General features: G+C 67.5%; 19 protein-coding genes. 11 read left to right on the forward strand and 8 right to left on the reverse strand.

The window, feature by feature from the left end; genetic code table 11:
- Positions 1–61: 61 nt before the first annotated feature.
- Positions 62–1153 (reverse strand): tRNA epoxyqueuosine(34) reductase QueG, encoded by a 1092-nt coding sequence (gene queG / locus MUU77_RS06810; RefSeq protein ID WP_245093097.1) that lies wholly within the window; start codon positions 1151–1153, stop codon positions 62–64.
- A gap of 66 nt (positions 1154–1219) precedes the next feature.
- On the opposite strand from queG, the gene MUU77_RS06815 reads away from it, so the two are divergent.
- The 7 genes from MUU77_RS06815 (at position 1220) to MUU77_RS06845 (ending at position 10253) form a co-directional block, all read left to right on the forward strand.
- On the forward strand, positions 1220–2689 hold the full coding sequence (locus MUU77_RS06815; protein WP_245093099.1) for an NAD(P)H-hydrate dehydratase: 1470 nt from the start codon (positions 1220–1222) through the stop codon (positions 2687–2689).
- Positions 2690–2737: 48 nt separating this feature from the next.
- On the forward strand, positions 2738–3220 hold the full coding sequence (gene tsaE / locus MUU77_RS06820) for a tRNA (adenosine(37)-N6)-threonylcarbamoyltransferase complex ATPase subunit type 1 TsaE (protein WP_245093108.1): 483 nt from the start codon (positions 2738–2740) through the stop codon (positions 3218–3220).
- A gap of 99 nt (positions 3221–3319) precedes the next feature.
- Positions 3320–4870 (forward strand): N-acetylmuramoyl-L-alanine amidase, encoded by a 1551-nt coding sequence (locus tag MUU77_RS06825; protein WP_245094294.1) that lies wholly within the window; start codon positions 3320–3322, stop codon positions 4868–4870.
- Between the two features lie 66 nt (positions 4871–4936).
- On the forward strand, positions 4937–6742 hold the full coding sequence (mutL, locus tag MUU77_RS06830; RefSeq protein ID WP_245093110.1) for a DNA mismatch repair endonuclease MutL: 1806 nt from the start codon (positions 4937–4939) through the stop codon (positions 6740–6742).
- Position 6743: 1 nt separating this feature from the next.
- Positions 6744–7682, forward strand: coding sequence for a DUF1684 domain-containing protein (locus tag MUU77_RS06835; RefSeq protein WP_245093112.1), 939 nt, complete (start codon positions 6744–6746; stop codon positions 7680–7682).
- An 11-nt stretch (positions 7683–7693) separates the two neighbouring features.
- Entirely contained in the window at positions 7694–8641 is a 948-nt protein-coding gene (locus tag MUU77_RS06840; protein WP_245093114.1) for a TraB/GumN family protein, read from the forward strand.
- On the forward strand, positions 8634–10253 hold the full coding sequence (locus tag MUU77_RS06845) for a sulfotransferase (RefSeq protein ID WP_245093116.1): 1620 nt from the start codon (positions 8634–8636) through the stop codon (positions 10251–10253). The genes MUU77_RS06840 and MUU77_RS06845 overlap by 8 nt, the downstream gene beginning before the upstream one ends.
- On the opposite strand, the gene rnfB is transcribed toward MUU77_RS06845, so the two are convergent.
- The 4 genes from rnfB to MUU77_RS06865 all read right to left on the reverse strand — a co-directional run bounded on the left by rnfB (position 10250) and on the right by MUU77_RS06865 (position 16330).
- On the reverse strand, positions 10250–10723 hold the full coding sequence (gene rnfB, locus MUU77_RS06850; RefSeq protein WP_256452070.1) for an Rnf electron transport complex subunit RnfB: 474 nt from the start codon (positions 10721–10723) through the stop codon (positions 10250–10252). The two genes, MUU77_RS06845 and rnfB, sit on opposite strands and share 4 nt — an antisense overlap.
- On the reverse strand, positions 10689–12752 hold the full coding sequence (gene metG / locus MUU77_RS06855; RefSeq protein ID WP_245093125.1) for a methionine--tRNA ligase: 2064 nt from the start codon (positions 12750–12752) through the stop codon (positions 10689–10691). The genes rnfB and metG overlap by 35 nt, the downstream gene beginning before the upstream one ends.
- A 121-nt stretch (positions 12753–12873) precedes the next feature.
- A complete protein-coding gene (locus tag MUU77_RS06860; RefSeq protein ID WP_245093127.1) occupies positions 12874–13314 on the reverse strand; it encodes a DUF2147 domain-containing protein in 441 nt (146 codons plus the stop codon).
- 193 nt (positions 13315–13507) lie between these two features.
- On the reverse strand, positions 13508–16330 hold the full coding sequence (locus MUU77_RS06865) for a TonB-dependent receptor (RefSeq protein WP_245093129.1): 2823 nt from the start codon (positions 16328–16330) through the stop codon (positions 13508–13510).
- Between the two features lie 388 nt (positions 16331–16718).
- Between MUU77_RS06865 and apbC the strand changes: the two genes are divergently transcribed.
- Positions 16719–17570: an iron-sulfur cluster carrier protein ApbC gene (gene apbC / locus MUU77_RS06870; RefSeq protein ID WP_245094296.1), complete on the forward strand. Its 852-nt coding sequence runs from the start codon at positions 16719–16721 to the stop codon at positions 17568–17570.
- Between the two features lie 93 nt (positions 17571–17663).
- Positions 17664–18251, forward strand: a complete 588-nt coding sequence (gene dcd, locus MUU77_RS06875) for a dCTP deaminase (protein ID WP_245093131.1) — start codon at positions 17664–17666, stop codon at positions 18249–18251.
- A gap of 388 nt (positions 18252–18639) precedes the next feature.
- Here the strand turns inward: dcd and MUU77_RS06880 are convergent, their stop codons facing one another.
- Complete coding sequence (locus MUU77_RS06880; RefSeq protein WP_245093133.1) at positions 18640–19047, reverse strand: HIT family protein; 408 nt, start codon at positions 19045–19047, stop codon at positions 18640–18642.
- Positions 19044–19703 (reverse strand): dienelactone hydrolase family protein, encoded by a 660-nt coding sequence (locus tag MUU77_RS06885; protein WP_245093135.1) that lies wholly within the window; start codon positions 19701–19703, stop codon positions 19044–19046. The genes MUU77_RS06880 and MUU77_RS06885 overlap by 4 nt, the downstream gene beginning before the upstream one ends.
- A gap of 147 nt (positions 19704–19850) precedes the next feature.
- Here MUU77_RS06885 and rimO point away from each other — a divergent pair, with 147 nt between their 5' ends.
- Positions 19851–21212: a 30S ribosomal protein S12 methylthiotransferase RimO gene (rimO, locus tag MUU77_RS06890; RefSeq protein WP_245093137.1), complete on the forward strand. Its 1362-nt coding sequence runs from the start codon at positions 19851–19853 to the stop codon at positions 21210–21212.
- Entirely contained in the window at positions 21209–22036 is an 828-nt protein-coding gene (locus tag MUU77_RS06895; RefSeq protein ID WP_245093139.1) for a DUF3025 domain-containing protein, read from the forward strand. Before rimO ends, MUU77_RS06895 begins: the two co-directional genes overlap by 4 nt.
- Positions 22037–22039: 3 nt before the next feature.
- Here MUU77_RS06895 and greB read toward each other — a convergent pair whose 3' ends face one another.
- Complete coding sequence (gene greB, locus MUU77_RS06900) at positions 22040–22543, reverse strand: transcription elongation factor GreB (RefSeq protein ID WP_245093141.1); 504 nt, start codon at positions 22541–22543, stop codon at positions 22040–22042.

A 22543-nucleotide genomic window follows, 5' to 3' on the forward strand; every position in this document is an offset into this window, starting at 1 on the left:
CTTCCGGAACGCGTGGGAGCGAGGTAAGTCGCGCGCGTTCTGGCCTGGTGCCGTTGGCGACTTACCCCGCTTCCACGGGAAGGCGGTGACGCGCCAGCGCCCAGGCCACGTGCTCGCGCACGACGGCTGAGGGATCATCCCGGCGGCTTTCCAGCGCGACCAGCACCTCGGGCGTGGTGGGCGCGTTGCCAAGCGCGACGGCGATGTTGCGCAACCATCGTTCATGCCCGCTGCGGCGGATCGCCGAGCCCTCCGTGCGGCGCAGGAATTCGTCTTCGCTCCACGCGAACAACTGCGGCAGCGTCGCCACGTCCAGCCCGTTGCGCGCGCGGAAGTCGGGTTCGTCGGTGCGCCTGGCGAACTTGTTCCAGGGGCAGACCAGCTGACAGTCGTCGCAGCCGAAGATGCGGTTGCCGATGGCCGGCCGCAGGTCTTCGGGGATGGCGCCCTCGTGCTCGATGGTCAGGTAGGAAATGCAGCGGCGCGCGTCCAGCCGGTAAGGCGCGGTGATCGCCTGCGTGGGGCAGACCTCGATGCAGCGCGTGCAGGTGCCGCAATGCGCGCTGGCCGGTGCATCGATCGGGAGCGGCAGGTCGACGTAGATTTCGCCCAGGAAGAACCACGAGCCGCCATCCTTGTCGATCAGGCAGGTGTGCTTGCCTATCCAGCCCAGTCCCGCATTGCGCGCCAGCGCGCGCTCCAGCACCGGCGCCGAATCCACGAACACGCGGTGTCCGAACGCGCCCACCTCCTGCTGCAGCCGCTCGGCCAGCTTCTGCAGGCGGTGGCGCATCAGCTTGTGATAGTCGCGGCCCAGGGCATAGCGCGCGACATAGGCGCGCGTGCCGTCCTGCAGCGTGTCCCAGGCATCGTCGCTGTCGTTGCGGCCGTAGTCCAGGCCCACCGAGATCACCCGCAGCGTGCCGGGAATCAGTTCCTGCGGGCGCGACCGCTTGTCGCCATGCTGGGCCATCCAGTCCATCGAGCCGTACAACCCCTGCGACAGCCAGTCGCGCAGGTGCTGTTCGTCCTCGCCCAGTTCGATGCCGGCGATGCCGCACCGCTGGAAGCCGAACTCCTGCGCAAGCGCGCGCACGCGTTGCGCGAGCTGCGACGGATCGGGCAGGGCGGCAGGGGGGCCGGGAGCGGGCATGCGCGGATTATAGGAGGCCGGCCGGCTTCACTTCCCCGCAACCTTGCGCGGACCTAGAATCCGGCCATGTCCGGCACCTGGCCCCTGTACTCCACGCAAGCCGCGCGGGCGCTGGACCAGCGCGCCACGCGCGCGCTCGGCGGCGACGCCTACGTGCTGATGCAGCGCGCGGGCCAGGTGGCGTGGCAGCACGTGCTGCAGCACTGGCCCGAAGCGCAGCATATCGTCGTGGTGTGCGGGCCGGGCAGCAATGGCGGCGACGGCTACGTGCTTGCCCGGCATGCGCACCGCGCCGGACGCAGCGTGGAGGTGGTGCACGTGCGTTCGCACGTGCCGGGAAACCCCATCGCGCAGCGCGCATGCACCGAATACGTGGCCGCCGGCGGACGGGTCGCGCTGTTCGACGCCGTGCTGCCGCATGCCGACCTGGTGGTGGATGCGCTGTTCGGCATCGGCCTGTCGCGTGCGCCGGAAAGCGAGGCTCGCGCCCTGATCGATGCGATCAACACGCAGGCCGCGCCGGTGTTCGCGCTGGATGTTCCCAGCGGCGTGGATGCCGATCGCGGCAGCGCGCCCGGCGCTGCCGTGCTGGCCACGCGCACGCTGCAGTTCATCGTGCGGCACGTCGGACTGCACACCGGCGATGCGCTGGAATACACCGGCCAGCTCGCGCTGGAGGAACTGGATATTCCGGGGGAGAGCTTCGAAGGCGTGCCCGCCGATGCCGCACTGCTCGACCGCGATGCGCTGGTGCAGTGGTTGTTGCCGCGGCGACGCAATACGCACAAGGGCGAGTCCGGCCACGTGCTGTGCATCGGCGGCGATGAGGGCAGTGGTGGCGCCATCGCGCTGTGCGCCGAAGCCGCCCTGCGTGCGGGGGCCGGCCTGGTGAGCGTGGCCACGCGGCCGGCGCACGTGCCCTCGCTGCTCGCGCGCCGGCCCGAGGCGATGGTGCGGGCGGTGGAATCCAGCGATGACCTTGCTCCCCTGGTCGCGCGTGCCCGCGTGGTGGCCGTCGGCCCGGGCCTGGGCCAGGGCGAATGGGGGCAGGCGCTGTTCCACCATGCGCTGCGCAGCGGCCTGCCGCTGGTGGTGGACGCGGATGCGCTGAACCTGCTGCCCGCGGCAGCGCATCCGTTGCAGGATGCGGTGCTCACGCCGCACCCGGGCGAGGCCGCGCGCCTGCTCGCCTGCAACGCGGCGGACATCCAGCGCGACCGCGTCGGCGCCGCGCGGGCCATCGCACAGCGATACGCGGCCGTCGTGGTGCTGAAGGGCGCGGGTACTGTCGTCGCCAGCGGACAGGCGACGCGCATCGTGGCGGCGGGCAACCCCGGCATGGCGGTGGGGGGCATGGGTGACCTGCTGACCGGCATCATCGCCTCGTTGCGCGCGCAGGGGCTGTCGGCCTTCGATGCGGCGAGCGCGGGCGCGCTGCTGCATGGGCTGGCGGGCGATGCCGCCGCCTGGGACGGCGAGCGTGGGCTGCTGCCGTCGGACCTGCTCCCGCACGTGCGCCGCCTGGCCAACCCCTGAGTCGTGCATTCACTGATCGTGCGTGCCCTGAGCGCATAGAATCGCCCCATGCATCTGTTCCTTCCCGACACCGACGCCACCGAGGCGCTGGGCCAGGCACTGGCACGCACGCGTCCTGCGGTCGCCGTCGTGCACCTGCGCGGCGACCTGGGCGCCGGCAAGTCCACCCTTGCCCGTGCCCTGCTGCGCGCACTGGGCGTGGCGGGCGCCATCCGCAGCCCCACCTACACGCTGGTGGAACGCTATCCGGTGGAAGGCGGTGAAGCCTGGCACCTGGACCTGTACCGCATCGGCGACGCGGGCGAGCTGGAATTCCTGGGGTTGGACGAAGGAGCGGCCGTGCTCTGGCTGGTGGAATGGCCGGAACGGGGCGGCGCGGCACTGCCGCGGGCCGATCTGCAGGTGGACCTGGCGGTGGAGGGCAACGGCCGGATGGCACGGCTTGCGGCGGCCTCGCCTGATGGGGAGCGGTGGCTGGCGCGCATGGCGACGGAAGGCGAGTTAACGGCGTCATCTCTCCAGTCCGATTAGGAACATCCGGCAGGTCACGGATTATTAAGGGAAAACGCCTTGCATTTGTGAGGCGATGGTGCTTGAATCCGCGGCATGAGCCCGGGGACCCCCACCACCATGCTGCGCCTGGCCTTCGCGGGCCTGCTCGCCTCAGCGCCGTGCGCCCTGTGGGCGGGTGAGGTCACTGGCATTTCGGTGGACCAGGGCAGTACCGGGACGCGCGCGGAGATCCAGCTGGCAGGCGCCGGGCAATACAGGACGCTGAGCCTGAAAGGCCCCGACCGGCTGGTCGTCGACCTGCCGGCCTCGAAGGCGAAGGCCGGGCTGCGGCTGCCGTCGCCCACGGGTATCGTGCGCGCCGTGCGCACCGGGCAGCCGGACGCCGACACCTTGCGCATCGTCTTCGACCTGGCATCCCCGGTCGCCGCGCTGAAGCCCCGCATGGAACAGGTGGCGGGCGTATCGCGCCTGGTGATCGAGTGGCCGGGCGACGGCCCGGCTGCGCCGGCATCGACCGCCGCCACGCCTCCGCAGGCCGCACCCGCCCAAGCGGTGGCGGCGACCGCCGCACCCGCCGCACCCGCCGCATCGCCGACTGTGGCCCCAGGCTCGACCCAGACGGAGGCGGCCCGCGCCACGGCGCTGCTGACCGCGCAGGTGGTGCAGGCGGGCACGGTGCCTGCCCCATCGGCGGCCGCGCCGGTGCAGAGGGCCACGTCGCCCTCGCCGCAGGCCATCCTCAATGGCCAGAGCACGCCCATCCCGGCACCGGCCACCTCCAGCGAGCGCCCCGCCTACACCATCGCCACCGGCCAGCCCGCCCCTGTTGCGGCGGCGACGTCCGCCCAGGGACCCGCTGGCGCCGTCGCCGAGCCGCCGAAACCGTCCGTGGCCACCGCCGGCACGCGCCCGCTGGTCATCGCGATCGATCCCGGCCACGGCGGCCAGGATCCCGGCGCCATCGGCCCCAGTGGCCGTTACGAAAAGCATGCGGTGCTGGCCATTTCCAAGGAACTGGCGCGCCAGATCAACGCCATCCCCGGCATGAAGGCCTACCTGGTCCGCGACAACGACGTGTATGTCGAGCGCCCCCAGCGCGCCCGCAAGGCGCGCGCGGCGAAGGCGGACATGTTCGTCTCCATCCACGCCGACGCGGCCGAGAACCGCAGCGCCTGGGGCTCGTCGGTCTACGTGCTGTCGTTGCGCGGGGCGTCCTCGCAGCATGCGCGCTGGCTGGCCGACAAGGAAAACGCCTCCGACCTGGTCGGCGGCGTGCGCCTGACCCGGGACACGCTGTCCAACGTGCTGCTGGACCTGGCCCAGAGCGGCCACATGAAGGCGTCGCAGGATGCGGCCGGCCATGTGCTGACCTCGCTGAAGGGGCTGGGCAAGACCCACAAGCCGCAGATCGAGTTCGCCAACTTCGAAGTGCTGCGCAATTCCGACATGCCGGCGATGTTGGTGGAGACGGGGTTCATCTCCAATCCCGACGAGGAGAAGCGCCTGTTCGACCCCGCGCACCAGCGCAAGGTCGCCAGCGCGGTGCTGGACGGCATCCAGTCGTACTTCACCCGCCAGCCGCCCCCCGGAACGCTGTTCGCCGCGCGTGCGCAGGCCGAGGCCGAAGCCCGCACCGCCGCCGCGGGCGGGGCGGCCGGCGCGCCCTGATTCCGCACGCGCTCGGCTATCATCACGGCTGATCCCCCTCGGACGGCGCCACCGCGCCGCCAGCACGTGCCGATCCGCCAGCTTCCCGACACCCTCATCAATCAGATCGCCGCCGGCGAAGTCGTCGAACGGCCCGCTTCCGTGGTCAAGGAACTGGTGGAGAACGCGCTGGACGCCGGTGCGCGGCGCGTGGACATCGATCTGGAAGAAGGCGGCGTGCGCCTGATCCGCATCCGCGACGATGGCGGCGGCATAGCGCCGGAAGAACTGCCGTTGGCGGTGTCGCGCCATGCCACCAGCAAGATCGCCTCGCTCGACGATCTCGAAGCGGTGGCCACCCTGGGCTTCCGTGGCGAGGCGCTGCCGTCGATCGCCTCGGTCAGCCGCTTTTCGCTGACCTCGCGACGCCTCCAGGACGAGCACGGCGCATCGCTGCAGGTGGAAGGCGGCAAGGTGGGGCAGGTGGTTCCCAAGCCGCACGGGATCGGCACCACGGTGGAGGTGCGCGAGCTGTTCTACAACGTGCCGGCGCGGCGCAAGTTCCTGCGCGCCGAGCGCACCGAACTGGGCCACATCGAGGAATGGCTGCGCTCGCTGGCGCTGGCGCGCCCGGACATCGAACTGCGCGTGTCGCACAACGGGCGCCCGTCCCGGCGCTACAAGCCCGACGAACTGGAATCGGTGGTGCGCCTGGACGAAACGCTGGGCGAGGACTTCTCGCGCAGCGCCCTGCGCGTGGATCATGCGGCCGCCGGCCTGCGCCTGCACGGATGGATCGCGCAACCCAGCTACTCGCGTGCCAGCGCCGACCAGCAGTACCTCTACGTCAACGGGCGTTCGGTGCGCGACCGCAACATCGCGCATGCGGTGAAGATGGCCTACCAGGACGTGCTGTTCCATGGTCGCCAGCCGGCCTACGTGCTGTTCCTGGAACTCGACCCCACCCGTGTCGACGTGAACGTGCACCCGGCCAAGCACGAGGTGCGCTTCCGCGATACGCGGCTGGTGCACGACTTCGTCTACCGCACGCTGCACGAGGCGCTTGCGGAAACACGTGCGGGCAGCCTGCCGCAGGATGTCGCGGCCGCTCCGTTCGCGCCGCGCGCGGCGGGGCCGATGCCGTCCGCATGGATGCCGACCCGGCAGTCGCCGCTGGGACTGTCGGTGGCCGAAGCCCCCGCTGCCTACGCCGCGCTCTACGCATCGGCCCCCGACGCGTCGTCGGGGCCCATGCCGGGTCACGACGTGCCCTCCCTGCCGGTGATGCCGGCCAACGACCCGGACGGCGTTCCGCCGCTGGGCTTCGCCATCGCCCAACTGCACGGCATCTACATCCTGGCGGAGAACGCGGACGGCCTGATCGTGGTCGACATGCACGCCGCGCACGAGCGCATCGGCTACGAACGCCTGAAGGCCGCGCACGATGGCATCGGTCTGCGGACGCAGCCGCTGCTGGTACCCATGTCGCTGGCGGTCGCCGAGCGCGAAGCCGACGTGGCCGAGCGCGAGGCGGCCACGCTGGCCGCACTGGGCTTCGACATCACCCGCAGCGGCCCGCAGTCGCTCAGCGTGCGCAGCATTCCCGCGCTGCTGTCCAACGCCGACCCCGAGGCGCTCCTGCGCGACGTGCTGGCGGACCTGCGCGAGCACGGCGAGAGCCGTCGCGTGGCGGCCGCGCGCGACGAACTGCTGGCCACCATGGCCTGCCACGGCGCGGTGCGCGCCAACCGGCGCCTGACGCTGCCTGAAATGAATGCCCTGCTGCGCGAGATGGAGATCACCGAACGCTCGGGCCAATGCAACCACGGCCGCCCGACCTGGGCGCGCTTTTCCTTGAACGAGATCGACCGCTGGTTCCTGCGAGGACGTTGACATGGGGATGAAGACAGGATGGCTGGGGATGGCCATGCTGCTGGGGGTGCTGGCCGGCTGCGGCGATGGCGACAACCGCGGCGAGGCCGCCGGCAAGGTCGTCGACGCCCGCTTCCTGGCCGACAACGCAGCCTGGCGCGAAGAGCGCAAGCGCCAGCTCCTGGCGCCGGACGGCTGGACCAGCCTGGTGGGCCTGCATTGGATCGAGCTGAAGTCGCACTTCATCGGCAGCGGGCGGGCCAGTGGCATCAAGCTGGTCGTGGGTCCGCCGAAGATGGGCATGGTGGCCCAGCAGGAGGGCCGCATCTTCTTCACCCCCGAGCGCGGCGTGGACCTGACGCTCAACGGCGAGCCGCTGACCGGTCGCGTGGAACTGCAGAGCGATCACGACCCGATGCCGGGCGTGATCGGCTTCGACGAGGGCAAGGGCGCGCTGTCGGTGATCGAACGCGGCGGCCGCCATGCGCTGCGCGTCAAGCATGCCGATGCCGAATCCCGCACGCAGTTCGTCGGCCTGGATTACTGGCCCCTGCAGGAACCGTGGCGCGTCGAAGGCCGCTACGTTCCCCATCCTCCCGGCAAGACGCTCACCATCGTCGACGTGATCGGCGTGGCGAACGAGTCGCCCAATCCGGGCGCGGTGGAGTTCGAGCGCGAAGGCAAGACGTTCAGGCTCGAAGCCCTCGGCCCGCCGGAGGGTCCGCTGTTCTTCGTCTTCGCCGACCGCACCAGCGGGCACGGCAGCTATCCCGCTGGCCGCTTCCTCGATGCGGAGCCGCCGCGCGACGGCAAGGTGGTGCTGGATTTCAACCGCGCCTACAACCCGCCTTGCGCGTTCACCCCGTACGCCACCTGTCCGCTGCCGCCGGCCGAAAACCGGTTGGACCTGTTGGTCGACGCGGGCGAGAAAGCCTACGCCAAGCCCATCAAGGTACTCTGAGGTAGGAACCGATGACGTTGCGCATGCCGTTGAAATCCCTTGTCGCCGTGGGCCTGCTCGCCAGTGCCTCGGTGCTGGCCGCCGATACCGCCAAGCCGCCCTCCGCGCCGGTGCCGCTGCTGTGGAAGGTGTCGGACAAGGACAACGCGGTCTATCTGCTCGGCTCGTTCCATCTGCTGCGCCCGGGCGATTATCCGCTGTCGGCGGAGGTGGAAGCGGCGTTCGCCGATGCCGAACGCCTGATGTTCGAACTGGCCCCCGAGGAAATGCAGTCGCCCGCCATGCCCCAGATGATGCTGCAGGCGGCGCTGCGCACCGACGGCAGGACGCTGCAGCAGGAACTGGATGCCGCGACCTGGCGCCGGCTCGAAGGATGGGCCGGGAAGAACGGCATGCCGGTGGTGTCGTTCAACAACCTCGAACCCTGGTTCGTCGGCCTGACCATCAGCATCGTCGAGATGACCCGGCAGGGACTGGATCCCAAGCTGGGCCTGGACAACCACTTCATGGACAAGGCCAGGGCGGCCGGCAAGCCCACCGCGGGCCTTGAACGGGCACAAGAGCAGATCGGCGTGCTGGACGGCATGGAGGCCACCGAGCAGCGCCAGTTCATCGTCGAGGCGCTGGACCAGGCGGAGAAGGGCTCGGCCGAAACCGAGCGCCTGCACCGGGCCTGGCGCCGCGGCGACGCCGAGGAGCTCTGGAACGGCATGGCCGCCGACATGAAGCGTCAGTACCCGCGCCTCTACAGGCGCATCAACGTGGAGCGCAACGACGCGTGGGTGCCCAAGGTCCAGCGGATCCTCACCCAGCCGGGCAACGACGACGCGCTGGTGGTCGTCGGCGCACTGCACCTGCTGGGCGAGGACGGCGTGGTGGAAAAGCTGCGCGACCGTGGTTACAGGGTCGAGCGGGTGTGCTCCTCATGCGCGCTCTCGGGCATGTCGGGAAATGAATGACGACATCAATCCGGCAGGCGGCGATGCCCATGCCGAAGAGGATGCGCGGCATTACCGGCACGCCGTTGACGCGCTGAACAGAGGGCAGTGGCGCGAGGCTCAACGCGCATCGATGGAACTGTTGCGCAAGCATCCTTCCCACGCGGGGGTGAGCTTTGTCGCGGGGGTTGCCGCGCTCCAGATGGAGCAGGTGCCGCTGGCGCTCGAACTGCTGAAGCGCGCCATGGCATTGAATCCGAGCAGGCCCGATTATTTGGCCCAGTGCGCGCGCGCGCTGGCCATGGGACGGTTCGGTCGGGAGGCGGAGGAGACCGCCGATCGCGCATTCGCCCTGCAGCCGCAGGATGCACTTACCCTGGATACCCTTGGCGTGGTGTATTCACAGTCGAATGCGCATGCGAAGGCGGCACGCGCATTCGGCCGAGCCGTCGAGCTGGAACCCGCGCGCGCAGGGTATCGCTTCAATCTCGCGACATCCCTGACATTCGCAGGGCGTCTGGATGAGGCCGAGCGGGAGTACGAGGCCTGCCTTCAGGTTGCGCCACGGTACTGGAAAGCCTGGCTGGCCCTGTCCCAGCTTCGCAAGCAGACCGCCACCGACAACCATGTCGAACGGTTGCGCGCGGCACTGGGTGGGGCAGGATCGGACGCCCTTGGACAACTGTACGTCAATCTCGCATTGTCAAAAGAACTCGAGGATATCGGGGACTACCCGCGGTCCTTCGATCATCTGGTAGCGGGCAAGCATGCCCATCGGCGCGGACGGTCCTACTCAAGCGAACGCGATGGCCGTATTTTCGATGCGCTGATGGCATCCCGGGACGCGGTCGCCGGCGGCGGCGAAGGCCACGCCAGCAGCGAGCCCATCTTCGTGGTGGGAATGCCGCGCTCGGGTACCACATTGGTGGATCGAATACTTTCCAGCCATAGTGCAGTTTCATCTGCCGGAGAACTCCAGAATTTCGGTGTCGTCCTGAAACGCGCCTCGCGCAGTCAGACGCCGCACATGCTGGATGCTGAAACGATCGCTGCAGCGACTGGCCTCGATTGGGCGAGAGTGGGGGCAGCGTATGTCGAAAGCACGCGTCCGGGCACCGGTCATCGGCGCCATTTCGTCGACAAGCTGCCGCACAATTTCCTGTATGCAGGATTCATTGCGCGCGCCCTGCCGAATGCGAAGATCGTCTGTCTGCGGCGCGACCCCATGGATGTGTGCCTCAGCAACTTCAGGCAGCTGTTTGCCCTGACGTCGCCGTACTACGACTATTCGTTCGATCTCATGGACACCGGCCGTTACTACGTGATGTTCGAACGTCTCATGGCGCACTGGCACACAGCCATGCCAGGCCGGATACTCGAGGTCCGCTATGAAGAGCTGGTGGACAACCAGGAAGCGGTGACCCGCGAGTTGGTCGCCTGGTGCGGCCTGGACTGGGAGCAGGCCTGCCTGAGATTCGAGGACAACCAGGCGCCGGTAGCCACTGCCAGCGCGGTCCAAGTAAGGTCGCCCATGTTCCGCACCTCGCTCCAACGTTGGAAACGCTATGGCGATCGGATGGATGAACTGTACCGTTTCCTCGAAAGCGCGGGAGTGGTGGCGGGTCCGCGTTAGTCGGACCGCGATGGCAGGAGTTCAATGCAGTCCACCGGGCACGCGGGCACGCATAGTTCGCAGCCGGTGCATAGCGGATCGATGACCACGTGCATGTGCTTGGCGCCACCGATGATGGCGTCCACCGGACAGGCCTGGATGCACTTGGTGCAGCCGATGCAGTCTGCCTCCACCACCACCGCCACGATGGGCGGCTTGTGCGCGCCGCGGCTGCGGTCGTAGCCAAGCGCGGGCACCTGCAGCAGTCTGGCCAGCGCACGTGCGCCAGCGTCCCCGCCGGGCGGGCAGCGGTCGATGCCGGCTTCGCCGCGCGCCATGGCTTCGGCGTAGGGACGGCAGCCGTCGAAGCCGCATTGGCCGCACTGGGTCTGCGGCAGCAGGCGGTCCAGGCGCTCGACGAGGTCGGCGTTCATCGCCGCGACGGCGGTCCGCGCTTCAGCGCACCGGCATGCCGGGCAGGGCGCCGGCATCGGCATCGAGCAGCGCCAGTGCGCCGCTGTCGAAGCCGGCCGACAGGATCATGCCCTCGCTCACGCCGAAGCGCATCTTGCGCGGCGCGAGGTTGGCGATGAACACCACCTTGCGGCCCACCAGCGCTTCCGGTTCGCCGTAGCTGGCGCGGATGCCGGAGAAGATCTGCCGCTGGCCCAGGTCGCCGGCATCCAGCAGGAAGCGCAGCAGCTTGTCGGAGCCTTCCACGAAGCCGCATTCCAGCACCTGGCCGATGCGCAGGTCGAGCCTGGCGAAATCCTCGATGCCGATGGTGCCTGCCGCATCCTTTGTCTCCGCCGGCGGGGCGGGCTGCGCCTGCCCCTTCTTCACGGGGGCGACAGGTGCGGGCGCGGCGGCCAGGGTGTCCTTGGAAGCGTCGGTCATGGCGTCGATCAGTTTCGGGTCGATACGGGTGAACAGGGGAGAGTAAGGCTGGATGGTGTGCGCCTGCAGGGGCGCCGCGACGTCGGTCCAGGATTCGACCGGCGCGCCGAGGAAGGCCTCGGCTTCCGCGCTCGTGCGCGGCAGCACTGGCTTGAGCGCCGCGGCCAGGATGCGGAACAGGTTCAGTCCCTGCGTGCACACCGCCTGCAGTTCGGCATCGGCGCCTTCCTGCTTGGCGATCACCCAGGGCTTGGTCTCGTCGATGTACTTGTTGGCCTCGTCGGCCAGCGCCATGGTCAGGCGCAGGGCGCTGGCGGGCTCGTTGCGCCCGTAGGCCTCTGCGATGGGGCCGAGCGCATCGACGAAGCGCTGGTACATGGCCGGGTCGGGCAAGGCATCGGCCAGCCTGCCGGCGAAGCGCTTGTCGATGAAGCCGGCGCAGCGGCTGGCCAGGTTGACGAACTTGCCCACCAGGTCCGCGTTGACGCGCGCGACGAAGTCGCCCAGGTTGAGATCGAGGTCGTCCACGCCGCCGGACGACTTGGCCGCGTAGTAGTAACGCAGCGCTTCGGGCTCCAGACCCACGTCCAGATAGGTGCGCGCCATGATGAACGTGCCGCGAGACTTCGACATCTTGGCGCCGTCCACGGTCAGGTAGCCGTTGACGTGCAGGCGCGTGGGCGCCCGGTGGCCGGTGCCGTGCAGCACGGCCGGCCAGAACAGGCCATGGAAGTTGACGATGTCCTTGCCGATGAAGTGGTGCAACTCCACATCGGTACCGGCGACCAGGTGTGGCTCGAAATCGAGGCCGCGCTCGGTGCACAGGTTCTTGAAGCTGCTCAGGTAGCCGATCGGCGCATCCAGCCAGACATAGAAGTACTTGCCCGGTGCACCGGGAATCTCGAAGCCGAAGTAGGGCGCATCGCGCGAGATGTCCCAGGCGCGCAGGCCGCCCTCGGCATCCAGCCACTCGCGCAGCTTGGCCTTCACGCCCGGCAGGGCGACGTCGCCGGCCAGCCACTCGCGCAGGAAGGCTTCGAAGCGGCCGACTTCGAAGAAATAATGTTCCGAATCGCGGATTTCCGGCGTGCTGCCCGACAGGATGGACGTGGGCTCCTTCAGATCGGTCGGTGCGTACGTCGCGCCACAGACTTCGCAGTTGTCGCCGTACTGGTCGGCCGATCCGCAGTTGGGGCAGATGCCCTTGATGTAGCGGTCCGGCAGGAACATGCCCTTGGCCGGATCGTAGAACTGCGCCACCGTGCGGCGGCTGATGTGCCCGCCGGCCTCGAGGCGCTGGTAGAACAGTTCCGTCAGTTCGCGGTTGGCGGCGGAGTGGGTCGAGTCGTAGTGGTCGAACGCAACGCCGAACGCGGCGAAGTCGCGCTCGTGGCTGGCCTGGATGCCGGCGATGAAGGCCTCGGGCGTGACGCCGGCCTTCTCCGCCGCCAGCATGATGGGCGTGCCATGGGTGTCGTCGGCGCAGACGAAGTACACCGTATCGCCCCGCATCCGCCGCGCGCGCACCCAGATGTCGCCCTGGATGTAGCCCACCAGATGGCCCAGGTGGAGCGGACCATTGGCGTAGGGCAGGGCATTGGTGACGAGGGCGGTGCGGCTCATGACGGGCATCGTGACGGGGGATGGCGATTATCGCACGGACCGGGAAGGGGCCTTTCCGCTGCCGGAAACGCAGCGGGCCCGGCGCATGGCCGGGCCCGCATCAGGGAAAAGTGCGCGACGCTTACTGGCGGATCCAGGTCTGCGATTTGCAGAGGAAGGCGATGCAGCCGGACACCTCCAGCTTCTTGCCGCCGTCGACCAGCTCCATCTTCGACTTGTACACCTTGCCCTCGTCGGGCTTGAGGATGGTGCCGCCGGCGTACTCTCCGCCGCCCTCGGCCTTCATGCCGCGGATGATCTCCATGCCGGTGATCGGCTTGTTCCGGCGGTCGTCCTTGCACTTGTCGCAGGTGGGGTTCGGCTTGCTGGGGTTGATCAGCTCGACGATGCGGCCGCTGATCGTGCCATTGGCGGCCTGGGTGATCTCGACGAAGGACTTGGGCTTGCCGGTCTCGCTGTCGATGGTCTTCCAGCGGCCGACCACCGGGTCGGCGGCGGAGGCCACCAGCGACAGGGCCATCAGCGGAGCGGCCAGGCAGGCGGCCATCAGGGTCTTGCGCATATTCCCCTCCCAGGGATTCAGGTCAGGCCCGACGGCGACGCCGCCGGGATGCGGCAGTTATACCGCATCCGCTGGCGTATGGAAGGGCTGCACAAGCCCGGCACCGTACTTCAGGGGCCGGTTGACTGAAGCGAACTTAAAAAAAACCCCGCCTTTCGGCGGGGTCTGAAACGCTACAGGCTCTTCGGAGGCCTTACTTGGCGCCGAAGGCGTACTTCATTTCCATATAGATGGCGCGGCCGAACACATTGAAATTGGAGCTGTTGTACGGAGCACCCGTGCTGCCCGGATAGGTTGCGTCGAAGGGCGGCATCTTGTTGAACACATTGTTGACGAGCAGCGACAGGTCGAGCCCCGGCAGCGGCGAGTACGAAACGCTCGCGTTGTACAGGGTGAACGAACCCAGCTTGCCCGAAAGCGGGTTGTCGTAACCCACGACAGATGCACGGTAGTTCGGAGTCTTGTCGATCCAATTGGCGTACAGCGTGGTGCTCCAGTTGCCCTTGCTCCAGCTGGCCGACAGGTCCGCCTTGCGCTTGGGATCGGTGCTCCAGGTGGGGTCGTTCAACAGGTCGATGAGGTCATCACCCTCATACTGCTGGTATTCGTGACTGATCTTCTGCGTATAGTTGCCGCGGAACGACAGGTCGCCGAATGAGCCGATGTCGATGCCGTAGTTGACGCCGAACGTGAAGGCCTCCAGTTGCTGGCGCGACACGTTGATCTTCGGTGTGAAGATCTCGGTGATGGCGCCGTTCACGTTGCGCGTGATCTGCGACAGCGTGTTGACGCACAGGGGCGAGTTGATGTCATCCAGACCGGTGCGGCAGCGATACTCTTGCAGGGTCAGGCCGTTTGCACTCTGCTGTGTCACCTCGTCGCGGATGTCCCAGTTGTGGTAATCCAGGGTCAGGGACAGGCGATCCAACGGCGCCCACACCGTACCTACGCTCCAGACATCGGCGTTGATCGGCTCCAGGTCGAGGCTGCCCGATTGGGTGCCGAACACCTGGCGGTTCGAAAGCGCAGCGGGGCAGAGGTCGGCGGCGTCTTCGGGCGCGATACCCAGCTGGCTGCAGCCGTAGTAGTCGATCACGAAGGTGTAGAAGCCGCTCACGCCCTGATACAGGTCAGAGAGTGTGGGGGCGCGGAATGCGGTGCCGTACTTGCCGCGGAAAAGCAAAGTTTCGAGCGGGCGGAACTCCAGGCCGACGCTATAGGTCGGCTTGTCGATCGTCCGGCCGCTGGCTTCGAATGCGTCGTAACGACCCGAGAGCGATACCGTCAACATGTCCCACAGCGGGAGACGCAGTTCGCTGGTCACCGCGTAGCGATCGCGCTCGCCACCACCGGATACCGCTGTCGTGCCCCATACGGAGCCATCCAGATAACCCGGGGCGGGATCGTAATCCCAGCTCTGCTTGCCGGCCTCCACCACTACGGCCAGACCCGCTTCGCCGCCCGGCAGCGTGAACAGTGAACCGTTGGTCACTTGCGCGCGCAGCATGTTGTCCCACGTACGGCTCTTGCTGAGCGCGTAGCCCGTGAAGCTCTTGAAGTCCTCGGGCGACATCGGCTGATAGAAGGCCGCATAGTCAGGCTGGAAAACAGGATAGGCGCCGTAGTAGGGGTCCATTCCCAGTTGCGGACCCAACACGCGGTCCTGGAAGTACTGGTTGATGGCATCGGCCCAGCGGACGAAGCCGTTCTCATCGAGCTTGTACTCGGTGCGGGTGAAGCCCACGTCGTAGTCCCACGCGGATGCGCCGAACGTGCCCTTGGCTCCGAACGTGAGGTGATACGCCGTCGACGAATCCTTGCTCATCGTGCTGGCGAAGCCGCCAGGGCCCATGTCTTCCGGCGAGAACGCGCGTTGCAGGTTGAAGAAGTTGTCGTAGTCCGGGTCGTAGTAGTAGCCCCATTCCACGCTGGTGCCCCACCAGGTGTAGTTCGAGCCGACGTGGTACTTGACATGTTCTCGGCTATAAAGGGCGTCCGCATACAGCTGAAGGTTGTCGTTCACGTCGAAGGTGACGTGTCCGTAGACCTGGGTGGCTTCCTTGGAGTTGCGCAGCGTGCGGTAGCCAGGGGTATAGAACGAGCCGCAGTAGTTTTCGTCGCCGAAGCCGGGACGCGTCTGCAGGCCTTCCGTGCCGCCGAACTGGCCGGTCACGTTGGCGCAGTTCGCCGGATCGAGGAATGCGTAGCTGGTGAACGGACTGAAGACCAGATAGTCGCGGCTGGCCAGCGGGGCACTGGTGCCGTTGGTGTTGTACTGCTTGGTCAGATCGCGCTGATAACCCCAGATGGGATCGCGGTCCTCATACTGGAATCCGACCAGCGCATTGAGGCGGCCGTCTTCGCTCGAGAATCCATCCGCGAGGCTGAAGCGGACGCTGTCGCCACCGCCTTCACTGTACCAGCCGCCTCGCAGGCTGAAGGCGGCCCCATCCATCTGCTTCTTCAGAATCACGTTGATCACGCCAGCGATGGCGTCCGATCCGTAGAGCGAGGACTGTCCACCAGGCAGGATCTCGATACGATCAATCAGGTCGATCGGAATGCCGCTGATGTTGTTGAAAGTGTCGCTGCCATTGTAGAGCGCGGGGTAGTTCGCCATCGGCCGGCCGTCAATCAGGTACTTAACGTACCCCGGCGGCAAACCGAACATGCTGAGAGTTTCGGCACCCTGGGTGAAGGATGCGGAAGACTGCGAGCCCTGCACGCCGCCCGTGGAAAACGAGCTCTGCTGCAGCACATCGGAAACGCTGTTGAAACCGCGGGCCTGGATGTCCTCTGCCGTGATGATGGTCACCGGCGTGAACGTTTCCAACTGTGTCTGCGGGATCAGCGAGCCGGTCACCACGACCTTATCCAACTCGGTGGCCCGAGGTGCGTCGGCCTGCTGTTGGGTCGATTCCTGTGCGACGGCGGCTCCCGCGAACGGAATCAATGCCGTAAACAGGGCCGCAGTCAAACGACTGCGCTTGAGCGCATTCTTGTTGCGAACTGACATGTGGTGAATCCCCTAAACTGTCAATGGATGCGGCCCAATGGACTGGTCCTTCAGCTCCAGCCGCACAGAAGCGTCCTCGTGATCCGACGTTAACATGGGATTAACGGCGATGCCCCTAGCACGGAAACATGTTACAGGCGTTACTTCTCGAAGTGTGACATAAGTCACAAATTGGACGGAAATGGACTCGGAACTGGAATCGCTGTCTCAGATTGAGCTGCCGGGATTGCCGGCAAACCTGAACCGCTGCTTGCGGTGGGATGTGGCGCTGGGCCCCTCGGGTGCCGCGGTTTCGTTGCATGCCGGGTTCCCCGTGGAGCAGCTGCGGGGCGTCATCGAGCCCTTGGTGACCGCCGCGCTGGCGGCGCGGGGGCAACGGCTGGCGTCGCTGGCGCTGGCGTCCCGAATCGTCCCCCACGCCGTCCAGGGCAGCCTCGCCCCCCACCCCCGGGTCCGCAACGTCATCGCGGTCGGTTCCGGCAAGGGCGGGGTGGGGAAGTCGACCACGGCGGTGAACCTGGCGCTGGCGCTGGCGGCCGAGGGCGCCCGCGTGGGGCTGCTGGATGCCGACGTCTACGGCCCCAGCATCCCGGCCATGCTGGGCCTGTCGGGGCGCCCGGAGAGCCCGGACAACAAGTCCATCGAGCCGATGCGGGCGTTCGGGGTGGAGGCCATGTCCATCGGCCTGCTGGTCGACCAGGACACGCCGATGATCTGGCGCGGGCCGATGGCCACCTCGGCGCTCATGCAGCTGTTCAACGACACGCTGTGGGGCGACCTGGACTATCTGCTGATCGACCTGCCGCCTGGCACGGGCGACATCCAGCTGACCTTGGCCCAGAAGATCCCGGTGGCCGGTGCGGTCATCGTCACCACGCCGCAGGACATCGCCACGCTGGATGCGAAGAAGGCGCTGAAGATGTTCGAGAAGGTGGACGTGCCGGTGCTGGGCATCGTCGAGAACATGGCGGTCCACACCTGTTCCAGCTGCGGCCATGTGGAGCACCTGTTCGGCCAGGGCGGCGGAGAGCGGATGGCCGCGCAGTACGGCGTGCCGCTGCTGGGCTCGCTGCCGCTGGACATCGCCATCCGCGAGCAGGGCGACGCCGGCCAGCCGGTCGTGGTCGCCGCGCCCGATTCGGCGGTCGCGCAGGCCTACCGGCAGACGGCGCGGGTCATGGCCGCCACCCTGGCGCAGCGTCCGCGCGCGCCGCTGTCCATCGTCTCCTCGCTGGTCTGAGGCCCGGCGAAGACGGCGGGCAGGGGCCCGTCCTACAATCCCCCGTCCGCCGCGCGCCGCCGCGCGGCCTTCGCCCACCAGACCAGGATTTGCATGAGCATCAAGAGCGACCGTTGGATCCGCCGCATGGCCGAGCAGCAGGGCATGATCGAGCCGTTCGAGCCGGGCCAGGTGAAGTTCGCCGACAAGAGCGGGGCCAACGGCCAGCGCATCGTCAGCTACGGCACCTCCAGCTACGGCTATGACGTGCGCTGCTCGCGCGAGTTCAAGGTGTTCACCAATATCAATTCCACCATCGTGGACCCGAAGCACTTCGATCCGAAGAGCTTCGTGGACATCGAGGCGGACGAATGCATCATCCCGCCCAACAGCTTCGCGCTGGCGCGCACCGTGGAGTTCTTCCGCATCCCGCGCGATACGCTGGTGGTCTGCCTGGGCAAGAGCACCTACGCGCGCTGCGGCATCATCGTCAACGTCACCCCGCTGGAGCCGGAGTGGGAAGGGCACGTGACGCTGGAGTTCAGCAACACCACGCCGCTGCCGGCGCGCATCTACGCCAACGAGGGCGTGGCGCAGATGCTGTTCTTCCAGTCCGATGCCGACGACGTCTGCGAGACCAGCTACAAGGACCGCGGCGGCAAGTACCAGGGCCAGACCGGCGTAACGCTGCCGCGCACCTGAGTCGGCAAATGTTAATAGCCAGAGATCTACAGACATGAGAGTGTCTACGTGACGACCTGTTTTGGTTGTCATGTTTGACATCTCACATAATAAGGATCTTATATGAGGCAGCTAGATAGATGGGAATGCATCCGAGTCGCTGGCGGAGATTTTTTTGACACAGCGGGCACGGCGATTGGCATGTTTCAAGATGCGGCGGCTGTGAGCGGAAACGGTGGTTTGCTACTTGTGTCTGCGGCGATTGATGTCGGAAAGGTGGCAATTGTCGTGGCTGGGACGTTTCTGCTTGACTAGTTTATTGTGACTGTAGAGTGCTCCTCGTCCTTCTGGGGGCGAGGAGTTACAAGACGGCAGCGCGCGGTCTGTGTAGTGGCACATCTCGAGAACTTCACTTAAGCCACTCTATCCATTCTTGGATCTTGGTCTCCAGCATGGCGGGCGCGTGGCGTACCGCACTCCCGTTGCCCCACACCGGCCCCGGCCATGCGGCATCGCCTGCATGACGTCCCACCAGATGCACGTGCAGCTGGCGCACGATGTTGCCCAGCGCGCCGATGTTCAGTTTCTCCACGCCGGCCTGCGCGCGGACCAGTTGCCCGGCCTGGTTGATCTCCGCGAGCAGCAGGCGCTGCTGGCCGCCCTCCAGGTCCAGCCATTCGCTGATGCCGTTCACGCGGGGCACCAGCACCAGCCACGGAAAGCGCGTGTCATCCATCAGGCGCACCTGCGACAGCGGGCCGTCGGCGACGAAGACGCTGTCGGCGGCCAGGCGGGGGTCCAGGACGAAGTCGGTCATGCGAGGTTCCGTGCGAAGAAGTCCAGCGTGCGTTCGCGGGCAAGGCGCGCGCTGGCGGGATCGTAGTCGGCGCGCAGGTCGCAGTTGAAGCCGTGGCCCGCCGGGTAGGTGAACAGCGGCATCTGCGGCAGCGCATCGCGGTGGGCCTGGACCATCTCCGGCGGGATGGAGGCATCGCGCTCGCCGAAATGGAACATCACCGGCGCCCTTGGCGCCTCGGCCAGGAAGGGCAGGTTGCGCGCACCGTAATAGCTCACCGAGGGCAGGCCCAGCCGCAGCGCGGCCAGCAGGGCAACCGTGCCGCCCCAGCAGTAGCCCACCGTCCCGACCCTGCCGTGGCCTGCCAGCGCGTCGGCCGCGGCGCGGGTGATGTCCACGGCGCGCTCCAGGCCCAGGGCGGTGATCAGCGCCTTCCCGCGCGCGATGCCGCCGGCGTCGTAGTCCAGTTCCACGCCGGTTTCCAGCGGGTCGAAGTAGGCCGGCGCAAGCGTCACGTACCCCTCCCGCGCGAAGCTTTCCGCCACGGTGCGGATGTGCGGATTGACACCGAAGATCTCCTGCACCACGACCAGCGCGCCACGCGGCGTTCCCGCGGGATCGGCCCGCCAGGCATGGATGCGGCCATGAGGGGACTCGAAAGGCAGCCAGTGGCCCATGGAGGCGCTCCTGTCGTGGGGAGGGATAGTGTAGGCGGGCCGGGCGCAGGGCGGCGCGCGGACCGCACCGTCTGAACGGCCCGGCGGGGTCGGCCGACGCACGGGGGCTATAATCCGCGGCCCCGTACACGCCGCCGCCGTACTCCCATGTCCCTGCAGAACCCCAAGGTGGGCTTCGTCAGCCTCGGCTGCCCGAAGGCCCTGGTCGATTCCGAGCGCATCCTCACCCAGCTCCGCGTGGAGGGATACGACATCGTGCCGACCTACGATGCGGCGGACGTGGTGGTGGTGAACACCTGCGGCTTCATCGATTCGGCGGTGGCCGAGTCGCTGGACGCCATCGGCGAGGCGATGAACCAGAACGGCAAGGTCATCGTCACCGGCTGCCTGGGCAAGCGCCCGGAACAGATCCGCGAGCAGTACCCGGACGTGCTGGCGATCAGTGGTCCGCAGGACTACCAGAGCGTGATGGAAGCGCTGCACGAAGCGTTGCCGCCGAGGCACGATCCGTTCGTCGACCTGGTCCCGGACTACGGCATCAAGCTGACGCCGCGCCACTACGCCTACCTGAAGATTTCCGAAGGCTGCAACCACCGCTGCAGCTTCTGCATCATCCCGTCGATGCGTGGCGACCTGGTGTCGCGGCCGGTCGACGACGTGCTGCGCGAGGCCGAGCGGCTGGTGCGCGGTGGCGTGAAGGAACTGCTGGTGGTCTCGCAGGACACCTCCGCCTACGGCGTGGACCTGAAGTACGCCGAACGCGAATGGCGCGGCAAGGCGTACCAGACGCGGATGAAGGCCTTGTGCGAAGGCCTGGGCGAGCTCGATGCCTGGGTGCGCATGCACTATGTCTACCCGTACCCGCACGTCGACGACGTCGTCCCGCTGATGGCCGAGGGCAAGGTGCTGCCCTACCTGGACATCCCGTTCCAGCACGCCAGCCCGCGCATCCTCAAGCTGATGAAGCGGCCGGGTGCGGTCGACAGGACGCTGGAGCGCGTGAAGCGCTGGCGCGCGATCTGCCCGGACATCACCCTGCGTTCCACCTTCATCGTCGGCTTCCCCGGCGAGACCGACCAGGAGTTCGAGGAACTGCTGCAGTTCCTGGACCAGGCGCAGCTGGACCGCGTGGGCGCATTCGCCTATTCGCCGGTCGAGGGCGCGGCCGCGAACCTGTTGCCGGACCCGGTGCCGGAAGAGGTGAAGCAGGAACGCCTGGCGCGCTTCATGGAGAAGCAGGCGGAGATTTCCGCCGCGCGCCTGGAAGCGAAGGTCGGCACGGTGCAGCAGTGCCTGGTGGATCTGATCGAAGACGACATCGCGGTGGCGCGTTCGAAGGCCGATGCGCCTGAGATCGACGGCCTGGTGCATATCCAGAACGGCGGCGAAGCGGGCCTGCGCGTGGGCCAGTTCGTCGACGTGGAGATCACCGAGAGCGACGAACACGACCTGTTCGGCGACGCCATCGTCGCAACGGCGGGCCGGCCGCTCGACGTCAAGGTGCTGTGACCGCGCCGGCGACCGGCGCCCACGCCGGCGGTGGCCGGCGCCGCTTTGTCGCCCCCTTGCGCGAGGACGTGGATGCCGCGTCCTTCCGGCATCCCTTGTTCGAGGAATACGGCGACTTTCTCGATCTGGCGACGGCCGCGCCCTGGCCGTCGATCGAAGAGCTCAATGCGCGGATGCCGGCCTCCGGGCCCCGCTTCGTGATGCAGGATGCGGCGCTGCTCGCCGACGGGCTGCACTACGAGGCACGCCTTGCCCAGGGATGCATCGCCACGCGGCCGGAGAACTGGCACGACCTGTTCAACGCGATGGTCTGGATGCGTCACCCGGGCCTCAAGCGCGCGCTCAACCAGCAGCAATGCCGGCATATCGCCAGGATGGGGGCGCGCGAGCGCAGTCCTGCCCAGCAGGCATTGACGCAGTTCGATGAGAACGGGGTCATCGTGCAGGTGCGCGGAACGGCGCTGCTGGATCTGTGGGACTGGCACGACTGGACGGGCCTGTTCCATTCGAACGCCGCGCGCTGGCGCAGCGGCGACATCGCCGTGGTTGCGGTGGTGGGACATGCGCTGATGGAGCAGATGCTGGTGCCGGGACGTCTGCTGGTCGGCAAGTGCGTGGTCGTGCCGGGCGGTTCGCTGGATCCTGTCGCGCGCGTGGCCGCATCGATTTCGGATGGCGCCATTCTCGCCACGCCGGCCGCGCTGCGCCCGCTGCCCCTGGCCGGCATTCCGGGCTGGCACGCGGGACAGAGCGAGGCGTTCTATGCGCAGACGGATTACTTCAGGCCGCTACGCGAGGGCCGCGTGTATCCGCCACCGTGGTGAGCGTCAGCCCGCGTAGCCGACATCCACCAACACGAAGTGGGTAACGCCGCCAGGCAGTTCCACGGCGAATTCGTCGTCGATGCGCTTCTTCAGCAGCGCGCGCGCCATCGGCGAGTCGATGCTGATCCAGCCGCGGGCCGCATCGGTCTCGTCGGGGCCGACGATGCGGTAGCGCGACACCTCGCCGCTGGCGAGGTTCTCCAGTTCGACGGTGGCGCCGAAGAACACCACGTCGGGATCGCTGGGTGCCGTGTCGACCACGCGCAGCACTTCCAGGCGCTTGCTGAGATAGCGCACGCGGCGGTCGATTTCGCCCAGTTGCTTCTTGCGATAGGTGTATTCCGCGTTCTCGGAGCGGTCGCCCTCCGCCGCCGCAGCGGCCAGCGCCTTCACCACCTCCGGACGCCTGACGCGCCACAGGTCGTCCAGTTCCGCCTTGAGGCGGTCGTGGCCCGCGCGGGTGATCAGGGCGGTGCTCTTCTCGCCCGGCGGCCGCCAGCGCGACAC

It is taken from the genome of Pseudoxanthomonas sp. F37 (assembly GCF_022965755.1).
Taxonomy (GTDB): Bacteria; Pseudomonadota; Gammaproteobacteria; order Xanthomonadales; family Xanthomonadaceae; genus Pseudoxanthomonas_A.